General features: G+C 61.6%; 16 protein-coding genes. 6 read left to right on the plus strand and 10 right to left on the minus strand.

Annotated features, from left to right (window positions below):
• The 5 genes from MOV63_RS29860 to MOV63_RS29880 form a co-directional block, all read right to left on the minus strand.
• Positions 1-385 (minus strand): FAD-dependent oxidoreductase (locus tag MOV63_RS29860; protein WP_247039263.1); only part of this gene is annotated, 385 nt, incomplete at its 3' end.
• 149 nt (positions 386-534) lie between these two features.
• Positions 535-864 carry a hypothetical protein gene (locus MOV63_RS29865; RefSeq protein WP_247039264.1) on the minus strand — a complete coding sequence of 110 codons (330 nt, stop codon included), beginning with the start codon at positions 862-864 and terminating at the stop codon, positions 535-537.
• A gap of 223 nt (positions 865-1087) precedes the next feature.
• On the minus strand, positions 1088-1411 hold the full coding sequence (locus MOV63_RS29870) for a hypothetical protein (RefSeq protein WP_038543504.1): 324 nt from the start codon (positions 1409-1411) through the stop codon (positions 1088-1090).
• A gap of 205 nt (positions 1412-1616) precedes the next feature.
• Positions 1617-2084, minus strand: coding sequence for a chemotaxis protein CheW (locus MOV63_RS29875; RefSeq protein ID WP_007770391.1), 468 nt, complete (start codon positions 2082-2084; stop codon positions 1617-1619).
• A gap of 1 nt (position 2085) precedes the next feature.
• Positions 2086-4050 (minus strand): methyl-accepting chemotaxis protein, encoded by a 1965-nt coding sequence (locus MOV63_RS29880; RefSeq protein ID WP_247039265.1) that lies wholly within the window; start codon positions 4048-4050, stop codon positions 2086-2088.
• A 274-nt stretch (positions 4051-4324) separates the two neighbouring features.
• Here MOV63_RS29880 and MOV63_RS29885 point away from each other — a divergent pair, with 274 nt between their 5' ends.
• The 3 genes from MOV63_RS29885 to MOV63_RS29895 all read left to right on the plus strand — a co-directional run bounded on the left by MOV63_RS29885 (position 4325) and on the right by MOV63_RS29895 (position 6156).
• Positions 4325-4480 carry a hypothetical protein gene (locus tag MOV63_RS29885; protein ID WP_157885139.1) on the plus strand — a complete coding sequence of 52 codons (156 nt, stop codon included), beginning with the start codon at positions 4325-4327 and terminating at the stop codon, positions 4478-4480.
• A 120-nt stretch (positions 4481-4600) separates the two neighbouring features.
• Complete coding sequence (locus MOV63_RS29890) at positions 4601-5200, plus strand: SCO family protein (protein WP_038543501.1); 600 nt, start codon at positions 4601-4603, stop codon at positions 5198-5200.
• Between the two features lie 77 nt (positions 5201-5277).
• Positions 5278-6156, plus strand: a complete 879-nt coding sequence (locus MOV63_RS29895; protein ID WP_038543499.1) for a 50S ribosomal protein L11 methyltransferase — start codon at positions 5278-5280, stop codon at positions 6154-6156.
• 209 nt (positions 6157-6365) lie between these two features.
• Here MOV63_RS29895 and MOV63_RS29900 read toward each other — a convergent pair whose 3' ends face one another.
• Positions 6366-6539 carry a hypothetical protein gene (locus tag MOV63_RS29900; RefSeq protein ID WP_038549294.1) on the minus strand — a complete coding sequence of 58 codons (174 nt, stop codon included), beginning with the start codon at positions 6537-6539 and terminating at the stop codon, positions 6366-6368.
• A gap of 256 nt (positions 6540-6795) precedes the next feature.
• On the opposite strand from MOV63_RS29900, the gene MOV63_RS29905 reads away from it, so the two are divergent.
• Positions 6796-8628, plus strand: coding sequence for an aminopeptidase P family protein (locus tag MOV63_RS29905; RefSeq protein ID WP_247039266.1), 1833 nt, complete (start codon positions 6796-6798; stop codon positions 8626-8628).
• Between the two features lie 12 nt (positions 8629-8640).
• Here the strand turns inward: MOV63_RS29905 and MOV63_RS29910 are convergent, their stop codons facing one another.
• The 4 genes from MOV63_RS29910 to MOV63_RS29925 all read right to left on the minus strand — a co-directional run bounded on the left by MOV63_RS29910 (position 8641) and on the right by MOV63_RS29925 (position 11124).
• Entirely contained in the window at positions 8641-8955 is a 315-nt protein-coding gene (locus MOV63_RS29910; protein WP_247039267.1) for an AzlD family protein, read from the minus strand.
• 1 nt (position 8956) lies between these two features.
• Positions 8957-9676, minus strand: a complete 720-nt coding sequence (locus MOV63_RS29915; protein ID WP_247039268.1) for an AzlC family ABC transporter permease — start codon at positions 9674-9676, stop codon at positions 8957-8959.
• 119 nt (positions 9677-9795) lie between these two features.
• The gene (pncA, locus tag MOV63_RS29920) at positions 9796-10422 is read right to left on the minus strand and encodes a bifunctional nicotinamidase/pyrazinamidase (protein WP_247039269.1); all 627 of its coding nucleotides are present in this window, start codon (positions 10420-10422) and stop codon (positions 9796-9798) included.
• 84 nt (positions 10423-10506) lie between these two features.
• Positions 10507-11124, minus strand: coding sequence for a cupin domain-containing protein (locus tag MOV63_RS29925; protein WP_247039271.1), 618 nt, complete (start codon positions 11122-11124; stop codon positions 10507-10509).
• Positions 11125-11312: 188 nt separating this feature from the next.
• On the opposite strand from MOV63_RS29925, the gene MOV63_RS29930 reads away from it, so the two are divergent.
• Together MOV63_RS29930 and MOV63_RS29935 are read left to right on the plus strand one after the other, a co-directional pair.
• Complete coding sequence (locus MOV63_RS29930) at positions 11313-12233, plus strand: LysR family transcriptional regulator (protein ID WP_247039272.1); 921 nt, start codon at positions 11313-11315, stop codon at positions 12231-12233.
• A 323-nt stretch (positions 12234-12556) separates the two neighbouring features.
• The coding region (locus MOV63_RS29935; protein WP_247039274.1) for a hypothetical protein at positions 12557-13322 on the plus strand (766 nt) is incomplete at its 3' end.

A 13322-nucleotide genomic window follows, 5' to 3' on the forward strand; every position in this document is an offset into this window, starting at 1 on the left:
AGCCGCCGCCGCGTTCCGCCCAGCCGACCACCGGGAAGATGCGGTGGCCCATCTGCCGGAGCCACGCGCGTTTCTCGCCGGCCGCGAAGGCCACATAGGCTTCCGCCCAGAGGCGTGGCCAATGATCCTCCTCGCGGTCGAAACCGGCGGTGCCCAGCCAGTCCTGCCAGGCGAGATCGAGCGAATCGCGGATGCCCATCCGGCGCTGCTCGGGGGAATCGACCAGGAACAGACCGCCGAGGGACCAGAATGCCTGGCCGCCGAGGTTCTGCTCCGGTTCCTGGTCGAGGATGACGACAGAGCGGCCGGCGTCTGCAAGTTCGGTCGCGGCGACGAGGCCCGAAAGCCCCGCGCCCACCACGATGGCGTCAACTCTGTCGCTCAAGCGCGCTCCTCCCAAAGCGTGAAGATACAAACCATGCTGCATCCTTACGGCGAATACAGTCATGCGGTGTGGCAGGAGTCAATTCAGGCGTGGCGACACAAAAAACAGGCCCGCAAAGCGAGCCTGTTCTTCAGTCGTTGGATGGCCTATTAGCGGACGTAGACGATCTTGCCGCCATTGGCAGCCGTTTCGATGCCCGCCACATGCTGCAACTGGACATTCTTCTCTTCGAGAGCCGCCATCAGGTTGGAATCCGTTTGGATCTGCGCCTGGGCGGCCTCCGCTGCCTGCGGGTTGGGGGTCGTCAGCGTCGGCGGGATCTTGTCGTTCGACGATTCGCTATCCGTGGCCTCGGTAATGTAGACCACCGTCACGTCCGACGGGGAGGGGGCCGGCGTGGTCGGGGCGAGGTCCTGGGCGTATACGCCCCCGATTGAGGAAGCGGATATAAGAGTTGCGAGAGCAATAACCTTCTTCATAACATGTTCCTTTCTCGGTTCTTAGGTGCCGAACACGTGTCTCTTCGGCACCAAGATATGGACGGAACCGGAAATGCCCGGAGATTGTTCCGGGCTTTTCTGAAATCATCTCTAGGCAGCAATGATTTAAGGTTCCATCACCCGCGTAGAGGCGACTGTGAATGGCTTTCGCCGAAACGGGGTCCGGAGGAAAGACACCGGCCCCCGTTTCATCAACGGCGAATCAGCGGACGTAGACGGTCCGGCTGCCATCGGCGGCGGTGTCGATCGCCACGACGTTGTTGAGTTCGACGTTCTGCTTCAGAAGGTCGGCCCGCAGCGCGCGGTCGGCCTTCACCTCGGCCTGTGCCTTCTGCACCATTGCCGGGCTTGGATGGATGATGCTCTCAGGCACGTCGAGCCGTTTGGCGCTGTTGTCGATTTCGGGATCGGTATAGACGATGGCGACGTCGCCGGCGGGCTTGGCCGTCATGCCCATATCGCGGGCATAGGCGGTTCCCATCGTGGCTGCGGACATCAGGACTGCGAGAGCAAAAGCCTTGTTCATGGTCGTTCTCCTATTGGATAAACCAGCCGAGGGGCGTTTGAGGCATCGGTTGGGCGTTTAGCGACGGGAGAACGTCGACCCGGTTCCCCGGTTCCGTTTAAAATTGTTACAAATAAGCAATGATTACAAGGCGTTAATCTTCCGTCACATTTGCGTGTGACGGAAGATCCGGACATAGTTTCGGACTTTTTAGCGGCCTGCGAAATTACGCGGCTTCGCGCGCCAGTTCGTCGGCGATGACAGTGTCCAGGTTCAGGAAGCAGACCATCGTCTTTTCAAGCGCGACGATGCCGCGGCAGAAGGCGCGCTGGGCTTCCGGAATGATTTCCGGGGCCGGCTGCAGGTCTTCACCACGGATGGTCATCATGTCGGAAACCTGTTCGACCAGCAGGCCGACCAGCTTGCCGGCGATGTCGGTGACGATGATCGCGGAACGTTCCGACGGTTCGGTCATCTTCATGCCGAGGCGGCAGGCCATGTCGATGACCGGGATCACCGCGCCGCGCAGGTTGATGAGGCCGAGCACGTAGGACGGGGTGTGCGGCATCGGGGTCACCGGTGCCCAGCCGCGGATTTCGCGGATAGCCATGATGTCGATGCAGAATTCCTGGTCTCCGAGATGGAAGGAGACGATTTCGAGGTAGGCGCCGGACTGCTTGATGGCATTGCTCATGTCAGAACTCTTCCCATTTGTCTGAGGATCCCACGGCCTTCGGCTTGGCGGAGGTGGGGCTATTGCTGAAGGCTCCCGCGAGCTTGTTCATCAAGTTGAGTGCGGGCGATGGTTTGGGTGGCGTGGAAGCGCTCGCAGCCTCGACGGCGCGCGGGCCATTGCCTCCGCGGATCTGGAAATGGCTGATCAGCTGGTTGAGGTTTTCGGCATCGCTTGCCAGCGAATGGCTGGCAGCGGTGCTCTGCTCCACCATTGCGGCATTCTGTTGCGTTGCTTGGTCCATCTGGCCGATCGCGATATTGATTTCCGTCAGTCCGGTCGATTGTTCGCGTGCAGAGGTGAAGATCGCGTGAACGTGGTCGTTGATTTTCAGCACGTCGTCGCCGATCCGCGTCAGCGCTTCGCCGGTCGCCTTCACCAGATCGACGCCTGTCTTGACCTCGTGGTTCGAACGGGTGACCAGCGCCTTGATATCCTTGGCCGCGCCGGCAGCGCGTCCGGCGAGTTCGCGGACTTCCTGGGCGACGACGGCAAAGCCCTTACCGGCCTCGCCCGCGCGGGCCGCCTCGACGCCGGCGTTGAGCGCCAGCAGGTTGGTCTGGAAGGCAATCTCGTCGACGACGTTGATGATCTTGCCGATCTCGGCCGTCGCGTCCTCGATCCGCCCCATGGCGGCCGTGGCATCGCGGACCACGCTGGTGGACTGTTCCGTATAGTCCTTGGCGTGGCTCACCATCTGGGTCGCCTCTTCGGCGCGGCTGGTGGCGTTGCGCACGGTCGAGGTGATTTCTTCGAGGGCTGCGGACGTTTCTTCGAGCGAGGCCGCCTGCTTCTCTGTGCGCTTGGCGAGATCGTCGGCAGCGGAGCGCATCTGGTTGGCGTTGGCGCCGATGGAACTGGAACTGTTCGCGACCTCGGTCATGATGTGGCGCAGGCGTTCGACGACCCGGTTGAAGTCGGTGCGCAGGCGCTCGAGGTCGCCCCGGAAGGGACGCTCGAGGGCGGCCGCAAGATCGCCTTCCGAGAGACGGTTGAGGGCGCTTGCAAGCGAATCGACTGCGAAGTGGAGCGCTTCGGCTTCTGCCTTCTGTTCGGACTCGCTCGTCTGCCGCCGGGTCTCGTTCTGGCGGCGTTCGTCTTCCAGATTGAGCTCCAGGGTCTGGCGCTCGACGGCTGCAAGCCTGAAGACGTCGGTGGCGCGCGCCATTTCACCGATCTCGTCGCCGAGATCTATGCCGGGCACGGGCGTGTTGTAGTCTCCGCCAATGATCCGCTGCATGCTCGAACGGACGCCGTCGATGCCGCGCCGGATCGCGCCGCCGTGAATGCTCTGCAGGATTGCCATGGCGACCAACGCGATCAACCCGCAGCCGAGCTGCACATAGAGCGAGGTCGAGGAAAGCGTATTCGCCTCCTGGACGCGGTTGCGCACCAGTTTCTCGCCCGCGACGGCAGCCGTATCGAGCATTGCGCCAACCCGTTCGCCGGCACCGTCGATGGCGTCGTCGATCTTGTCATAGGCCTCTTTGGGCGCGCCGGTTTCGACCATTTTTCTGAGGTCGACCTGGATCGCCGTCGAAAGAGCTGCGAGGTCCGTCTCGAAATTCGAGACGAGGCCTGGATTGCCGATTTCAGCCGCGAGTTTCTTCAGATTACCGGCAGAGCTTTTCAACTTGTCGGAGGAGTCCGCCATCGCCTTCAGCCGGCTCGGCTCGACCCGTTTGTCGTCGCGGTCGACGATCGTGTCCATCGCTGCCAGAACGAGTTCCAGGTTGGCGATGCGCATGCCGTCGACCGTATCCACATGCTCCTGGATATCGGTCGCGCGCTGCAGCGCTTCGTCGAGCTGTCGGCCTTCGTACCAGCCGACAAGCAGCATCGCGCCGATGCCGACAAAGGCGGAGCCTGCCAGCGTCCAGAGCCGGTGATTGACCGACAGCGTCTTGCGAAGGGGTTTTGCCGTCATGCTGTTGAAATTCCTCCCGCGCCGGATCAGGTCCGGCAGACTGCAGATAGAGATGGAAACTGAGGGCGAGCCGGTGTCGGCGACATCATGTCTTTTCGCGGTCGACATAGCGGCCCCTAGTGCGATGCGTGCTGCATCCTCACTCCCATTCGCCGCTACGAATCGTAAACCACGTTCGCCTTTATAAGATCTCAGACAGGTATTAATCTTACCCTAAACTTGTTCGAATGTTGCGACCTTCTGAAAAGCCGGAAAGGGTGGTAGATTGAACGTCATGAACAGCACGATCGAGATTTACCGCCTGCCGCTGATCGCCGCCGTAAGCCTGCTCTTGCTCGGATTCGGCGGTGTCGCCTTTTACGGCTGGCTCCGGTTCGGCTCTTCCATCCTGCTGACGCTCGGCGAAACCGGCCTTTCCTGGTGTTTCTGACCGGCTGCCGGTTCGGTGAGACAGATCAGCGCGATATCTCTCGAAAACGACTTCTTGAATTGCTTCGCTGCCGCCTGGGGTCTATCGATCCGTCATTAGGTCTGAGCTGAAGAGATACCGATGAAAAGCTTTCGCACCATCCTCTGGGTCGCCGTCGCGGCGCTTGCCGGCGTGCTTGTCTGGCTGACGATGGAGGTGACGGGCTCGAAACAGCAGCTTGCGGAAGGTCCGTTCGGCGTGCCGTTCCAGCTCGTTGCCCAGAACGGCCAGCCGATCACCGAAAAGGCCTTCCAGGACAAGCCGACGGCGCTGTTCTTCGGCTTCACCCATTGCCCGGAAGTGTGCCCGACGACGCTGTTCGAGCTGAACGGCTGGCTGCACAAGGTCGATCCGGATGGCACCAAGCTCAACGGCTATTTCGTCAGCATCGATCCGGAGCGCGACAGTCCGGAACTGCTCGGCCAGTATGTTTCCAATGTCACCGACAGGGTGAAGGGCATTTCCGGTCCGCCGGCCAAGGTCCAGGAGATGGCCAAGGGTTTCAAGGTCTATTTCAAGAAAGTGCCGGTCGACGAGAAGAATCCGAACGGCGACTACACCATGGACCATACGGCCTCGGTGTTCCTGCTCGACAATGGCGGGCGCTTCGCCGGCACCATTGCCTATGGCGAAAACCCCGACGTCGCGGTCAAGAAGCTCGAAAATCTGATCAAGGGCTGATACGTTTGACGTTGAAGCGGACACAGCTTCTGTGGCAATCCTCTCCGCCACCGATCAATAGCTGAGAGACCGTTTCCTTGAGCGAAATCCGCCTTTACGTCACGTCCACCGAAAAAGGTGCGGCCGAGATTCTCGATATCCTGTCGGAGGTCTTCGGCGAAGAGGATTTCGCCATCGCCACAACCGAGGTGGACGAGAAAAAGGACATCTGGGAAGCGTCCGTCTATATGCTGGCGGGTGACGAGGAGATGGTACGCGAGCGCATCGCGGACGGCCTCGCCCAAGCCTTTCCCGCTCTCGAAATCCAAAGGGAAGTCATCCCGGATATCGACTGGATCGCCAAGTCGCTGGAAGGGCTGAAGCCGGTGAGGGCAGGGCGGTTCATCGTCCACGGCTCACATGACCGCGACAAAGTAAAGGTCAACGATATCGCCATCGAGATCGATGCGGGCCAGGCCTTCGGGACCGGCCATCACGGCACGACCGCCGGCTGTCTCGAAGTGATCGAGGAGGTGATGCGCGCAAGGACCGTCCGTAACGCGCTCGACCTCGGAACCGGAAGCGGCGTGCTGGCGATAGCGGTGCGCAAGCTGCGCAATATCCCGGTGCTCGCGACCGACATAGACCCAGTCGCTGTTCGGGTGGCCCGGGAAAATGTCCGCCGCAACGGCATCGCCACCGGCATCCGCCTGGAGACGGCGCCGGGATTTCATTCGCCGGCATTCGATCGGGAAGGGCCGTTCGACCTGATCATCGCCAACATTCTGGCACGGCCGCTGATGAAGATGGCGCCGCAGCTCGCGGCCCATCTGGCGCCCGGCGGTTCGGTGATCCTCTCCGGCATCCTAGCCACACAGCGCTGGAAGGTGCTGGCCGCCTATAGCGGCGTCCACCTCGCTCACGTCCGTACCATCTGGCGCAATGGCTGGGTAACGATCCACCTGCGCCACGATTGATTCGTATGCGTGTGCAGCATTGAATTCCGCGCATGGCTTCTGAGGCAGACAGCAAAAAGGCGACACCAGTGGTGCCGCCTTGCGATCAGTTCTGAGACTGATCTACCCGCGAGCCTGAGGAGGGAGATGCTCGAGCGGGCCTCGCATCCTGAAAGCCGGGGCGGGTGAGGGAGGAGAGCCCGCGCCGGCCGAATATCAGAATACGTAGCTTAGAATACGTAGTTCTGTGCACCCTTGCGGCGCAGTTCTTCGCGGCTGGTGCCGAGGCCCTTCAGCGTTTCGTCGTCGAGGCCCAGCAGGGCGCCGTTGACGTAACGGGCAACCTGACGCTCGCGAGCTTCGACCATGCGGTTGAAGGCATTGCGGAAGAAAGAGTTGGCCATGGAAGCGATCCTTTTGATACGGGCCTTGTTCGGCGCCCGTTCGATGAGATGAATATAGCGATTGCTGCACCGCACAGTGAGAGGGGTTCTCTCATTGGTGGTATGCGTTCGCTGCATATGAAGGCTATGTCGGCGCCAAACGCATTGAGCAGATGCACAATCGCCGATCATCTCCGGCTCGGCTGGCAATGTCTGCCGAAGATCGGCTAACATGATCGCAGCCTCTCGGAATCAAGCAGCCCGGAAACTCAAGCCCATGTTCCAATCCTTCGAAGTGAAGTCCGCCCCGCAGTTCGGCCGCGATCGCGTCAGCGCGCTCCGGGCGAAATTCGCCGATCTCGGCATTGACGGTTTTCTTATTCCCCGCGCCGACGAATACCAGGGCGAATACGTGCCGGCCTCCGCCGAACGCCTGTCATGGCTCACCGGCTTCACCGGATCAGCCGGCATGGCGCTCATCACGCAACGTGAGGCTATCGTTTTCGTCGACGGACGTTACGTCACCCAGCTTGCCGAACAGGTGGACGGATCGGTCTTCACCGCTGGCGATCTCGTCAACGAACCGCCGCATGTCTGGCTGCCGCACCACGGCGCAAAAGGTTTCCGGCTCGGTATCGATCCGTGGCTGCATGCGGGCGCGGAAGTGCGGCGGCTGGAAAAGGCGCTTGCCGAGATCGGCGGTTCGCTGGTGCTGCTCGACGCCAATCCGCTCGACGCCATCTGGACCGATCGTCCCGCCGAGCCGCTTGGCGCCGTGTCGATCCAGAAACAGGAGCATGCCGGCACCCTGGCGAGCGAGAAGATTGCGGCGATTGCAAGCCAGGTGAAGGAGAAGGGCGCTGCCGCTGTCGTCATCGCCGATCCGACCTCGGTCGCCTGGATCTTCAACATCCGCGGCGATGACGTGCCACACACACCCTATCCGCTGTCGCGCGCCATCATTCCGGCCGAGGGCAAGGCGGAGATTTTTCTCGACCCGCTCAAGACCGGCATCGAACAGGCCGCCTACCTGGCTCAGATTTGCGTGCAGCGCCCGCCTTCGGAATTCCCAGCGCGGCTTGCGGCCTTTTCGGCGGATGGCGCAAAGATCCTGATCGATCCCGAGCTGACGCCGCTGGCGCTCACCAAAGCGATCACGGCCGCCGGCGGCGAGGTGGTCGAGGCTTCCGATCCGGCAAAACTGCCGCGCGCCTGCAAGAACCGCGAGGAGCTCGACGGCTCGGCCAAGGCGCATCTCCAGGATGGCGCGGCGATGGTCGAATATCTCTGCTGGCTCGACGCCCGGGCGCCCGGCACGATCACTGAGATCGATGCGGTCAAGGCGCTGGAGGCGACCCGCGCCCGCGTGGGCCAAAACATGCAGAACCCGCTGAAGGACATTTCCTTCGACACGATCTCCGGCGCCGGCGAACACGGCGCGGTCATCCACTACCGGGTGACAACCGAGACCAACCGCAAGCTCGAAGCGGGCGAGCTGTTCCTGGTCGATTCGGGCGCGCAATATGTCAACGGCACGACCGACATCACTCGCACGGTCGCGGTCGGCTCTGTTCCGGAAGAGCACAAGCGTTTCTTCACGCTGGTACTGAAGGGCATGATCGGCATCAGCACGGCGCGGTTTCCGAAGGGCACCCGCGGCTGCGATCTCGATCCGCTCGCCCGCATCGCGCTCTGGAAGGCCGGCGGCGATTATGCACATGGCACCGGCCATGGCGTCGGCTCATACCTCTCGGTGCATGAGGGGCCGCAGCGGATCTCGCGGCTGGCGACCCAGGAACTGCTGCCCGGCATGATCCTTTCCAACGAGCCCGGTTATTACCGTCCCGGCTCCTTCGGCATCCGTATTGAGAACCTGATCTATGTGAAGGGTCCGCAAGAGATCGACGGCGGCGACCAGCCGATGCTCGCCTTCGAGACGCTGACCTGGTGCCCGATCGACCGCCGCCTCGTTCTGCCTGACCTGATGACCGCCGAGGAACTCGGCTGGCTGAACGGCTACCATGCCGCCGTGTGCGAAAAGCTGCTGCCGCTGATCGACGACGAGGCGGTCAAGACCTGGCTGGTGAAGGCGACAGAGCCGCTTTCCTGAAGCAGGACGCCTTTAGAAGCCCAGGAGGTGGCGGCAGATCATCGCTGCCGCCCAGCCGGCGCCGAGCAGCAAGAGACCCGGATACCGGATGCCGACCACGAGCGCGGCCAGCATGGCGATCTTGACGTCCCAGCCGCCGTTGAAGAAGGCGGGGGCGACGAGCGTGGTCAGGACCGCTGCCGGTACCGCGTTGAGAGCCTGCTCCATGCGCGGCGGGATCGTCTTCATCCGGGTAATCAGCACATATCCGCCGATGCGGGTAAGGTAGGTCGCGACCGCAGCGGCCAATATCAGCAGAGCCATATCCGCGGAGATGAGGTCGGTCATGTCAGCTCTCCATCTCGGCGGCGGCGTTCGCCGGCACGGAATCGGTGGACAGCGGCAAGAAAGCCGCGACGACCACTCCGACCGCGGCACCAATGCTGACATGCCAGGGCGAGCCGACAAAATGATAGCCGAGCACGGAACCGAGTGCGCTCGCCACTACCACCGGATAAAAGCCCGGCTTGCTGCGAAAGCCGATGACCAGCCCAAGGAAATAGACCGGCAGCAGCACGTCGATCGCAAGCGAACGCGGATCGCCCATCATCCGCCCGAAAAACGCGCCGATGACGCTGAAGAACAGCCAGGGGAAATAAATCGCAGCGCCGAAGCCGATATACCATCGGAAGCTGACGCCCTGGCCGCTTTCGCCGCGTTTCACGGCTTCCGCGAATTGCGGGTCGGTCAGCACGAAGAAGGTCAAGAGTTTCTGGACCGGCGTGAAATGGGTAATGTATCGGGTCAGCGCCGCCGAATAGAGGATATGGCGGAAATTGACGGCGAAGACGGAGAGCACGATCAGCCACGGCGCTACATGGTGGCCGAAAAGCTCGATGCCGACGAGCTGGCTGGCGCCGGCATAGACGGTCGCGCTCATCAGCCCGGCTTCCATGACCGAGAGGCCGTTGTCGCTTGCCACGGCGCCGAACAACACCGCGAAGGGCGCCGAGGACAGCGCGATGATAAGCCCACCCTTCACACCCTGTTTGAATTCGCTGCGATTCATTGGATAAATCCTTTTCGCACCGGCTTTAGAGCCCTGCGGGACCTCGCGCAATTCAATTGGGCTGATGGAACGATCGATTCCGCTGAACTATCGAGCTCCGGCGGCTCCGGTGCCGCCGATCAGTCGGCGAGGATGTCCTTGCTCGAAACGATGCCAATTCCTTTGGCTCTCATCTCGGCGATGGCGCTCTTTACGCCTTCAGGATCGATGCCACGGCTGGCATCCTCGATGAAGCGCACTTTTACGCCCGGCAGCATTTCCACGGCGTCGAGAGCGGAAAATTTCACGCAATAGTCGGTTGCAAGCCCGCAAAGATCGAGTTCGGTCACCTGCTGGGCTCTCAGATAGCCGGCGAGGCCCGTTGTTGCGGCCTGGTCGTTGTCGCGGAAGGCGGAATAGCTGTCGACAGCAGGGTTCTCGCCCTTCTGCTGGATATAGTCGACGGCATCGATGTTGAGGTCGGGATGGAATTCCGCATCCGGCGTGCCCTGCACGCAATGGTCGGGCCACATGACCTGCGGCTGGCCGGACAGTTCGCCCATGTCGAACGGCTTCTTACCCGCATGTCGCGAGGCAAAGCTGCCATGGTTTTCCGGGTGCCAATCCTGCGAGGCGACGATGACGTCGTAACCGCCGCCTTCTATCAGCTGATTTGCGACCGGCACGATCTCGTCACCGTGCGCCACGGGCAGATTGCCGCCCGGGCAAAAACCGTTCTGGATGTCGATCAGGAGCAGCGCTTTCATCGGTCGTCCTCCGAATCCTGGATTGCCGGAGGATGCCAAGGGTGAAGGGCAGGATCAAGGCCGATATGTTTTGCAGCGCAGCAGTCAGCGTGGTTCCGTCGCGAGCTTGAGCACCGTATCCTGGCCAAGCGGGGCGTCGTCGGGAGCGACGATCAGCCGGTAGCCCATCAGTCTGGAAATCGGGGCAAGAGCGGCGAACATCAGCTTCTGCACCCAGATCGGCGGGCCTGCGAGGTAGAGATGGTCGCGATAGGCGTGGAGCTTCAGAGCGATGGCGAGCAGCTTCGCGTCCCCCTGCGGCGAGAAATTCTCCGGCGTCAGCACCGTCGACGCAGCGAGGTTGATGAAGAAACGCAGATGCTTCTGGCCGGGCGTGAACGACACCGTGGCATGGGTTTCGTCGTCGCTGGCATTGCGGAAGAAATGCGCCTTGCCGCGCGGGACCATGACGGTTTCGCCGACGTCGGCGAAATGTTCGACGCCGTCGATCATGATCATCAGCCGGCCCTTGTGGACGTGGAAATATTCGTCCGCCTTTGGATGGATATGAGCGATCGCATTGCCGCCGCCCGAACCACCCTTTTCGAGGATGACGTCGAACTTGGACAGAGCCTCGCTTTCCACCGGATCGGTGAAGACGAAGGTCTCCTTGTTGAAGTGGTTGACGATCCTGGTATGGGCGGGCACGAGTGCTCTCGGCATGGGTTCTCTCCTTGGCAATCTTTGATCAGGGCAATCTTTTGATCGGGGCAACCCGTCGAACGGGGAAGTGCCGGGAGAATGACCAGCAAGGCCAGTTCCGCCGGCGATAAAAGGCGTGTAGGTTGCCGGCGAAACTACCGCAAACACCTTTTTTGCCCGTCCGTTCACCGTTTTTGCATAACCAATCCATGGGCCAATTGAACTACGACGATCTGCGCTTTCTGCTCGCCGTAGCCGAGACCGGCTCGACGCTTTCGGCTGCGCGCCTGTTGAAGGTCAGCCAGAGCACGGTGTCGCGGCGGATCGCCGGCCTGGAGCAGGATCTCGGCGTCGAACTCTTCGACAAAAGGCGCACCGGCTACGAGTTGACCGATATCGGCCGATCGCTGATCGGCCCGGCGACGGTGGTGCGCGATGCCATGACGGCGTTCTCCAATGCAATGGACGCGGTTTCCTGCGACATTACCGGGAGCGTCCGTTTCACCACCAACGATGTATTGGCGGCTCGATTCCTGCCCTTGCTGATCAGCCGGCTCAAGGCGACGCATCCCAATATCAGCCTGCACGTGGTGACGACCGACAGCCGGCTCGATCTTTCAAGAGGGGACGCCGATATCGCGCTGCGCGCTGCCGCCCGTCCGGTCGAGGGCGGACTCGTCGGCGTGCGGATCACCGACGACATCTGGAGCCTCTACTGCAGCCGCGCCTATGCCGAACGCCACGGCGTGCCTCGTGAAGTCGGCGAACTTCACCGGCATTCGCTGATCTCCATCGACCCGCATATCAAGGATCATCCGGCCGTTTTGTGGGTGCGGAAAAACTTCCCCGAAAACGCGATCGTGGTGCGGCAGAACACCGTCTCTGCAACGCTGTCGAGCATTCGCAGCGGGCTCGGGATTGGGCTGTTTTCGGAGTTCGTGGCGGCCGGTGACGACGACCTGATCTACTGTTTCCGACCCGAGATGCCGCCTGCCGCGGAGATCTGGCTGATCACCCATGAAAGGCTTCGGTATACACCTCGCGTCCGCGCGGTCATGGATGCCGCCAAGGCACTGCTGCTCGAATATGTGTCCGAGGGTCGGCGGAGGGCAGAAAGAGAAATGGTATAAAAATTGTGATAAGCCTTGAAAGAATGAGATTTTGTGGCTAAACAGCAACGGTCGTTGGCTTGACCTGCCTTAAAGCGCGCCGAGGGGGGACACCCTGTTGCCGCATTTCGGTTAAACTTCCGACGGCATGCGCTTTTATGTGCACCACCGAAACCAAATCGGGGCGACGTAAAGACATTGGTTACCATAATCGTTCATCCTCACATGCAGTCGATTGGCGGCGGTGAGCAGGTTCTCTTCTTGCTCAATGCTCGTCGGGGTTGTTTTGGCAGTCTCGCGGAAGCGATGACTGCCCGTGTGAGTAACGGTTCGGGTAACGAGTGATGGCGCGTTCGGTCCAGACGTCGGTGAATGGCAGGCAGGCAGGCAAAGTTCCGCAACGCCGCAAAAAATCCCGCTCTCTCCTGGTCAATGTCACGGTCGGTTTCGGCCTGACGGTCGCAGCCCTGATGGGTGCGTCGATGGTTACCATGGCGACCGCGGTGAAGTCGGCTTCCGACGTCAAGTTCGAAACGGCACTGACAAGACCGATCGCCCTTGCATCTCCCGCCGCTGTTTCGCGCGAGCGCGAAATCGACGTCTCGAAATTCTCCCGCCTGCCCGGTAGCGCACCCGCCGATCCGAAAGGCAAGCGTCTGGCTGGCGCCGATGTGGCAGCCCTCGAGGCCCGCAAGCCGGATATTTCGGCCATCAAGCAGACGCTCAATGTCGCGATGGCGAAGGCCGTACGGCATCAGGAACATGAACAGCAGTTTGCCGCTCTCGAAAAGATCCGCCCGGATGCCAACGCCATCCGCGCCGTGCTTGCGCCTGCGATGGAAAACCTCGTCGTCGTGGCGCCGCGTGCCGGATCAACCTTGCCGGACATGATCCAGGATGCCGAGACGGTCACCACCGTTGCCGGGCTCAGGGACATGAAGCCCGTCGAGATGGCGGCGCTTGAAGAAACCGCTCTGAAGGAAGACGAGGACGGCGACGACGAAAGCGAAGTCGCGGTGGTCGAACAGGCCGCCCCGGCGGCGCCTGCCTATGCCCTGCCGAAGGCCGGCCCGCTGCCCGTGATCCGCCAGGGATCTACCGCCGACAAGC

The organism is Neorhizobium sp. SHOUNA12A (assembly GCF_023006505.1).
Taxonomy (GTDB): Bacteria; Pseudomonadota; Alphaproteobacteria; order Rhizobiales; family Rhizobiaceae; genus Neorhizobium.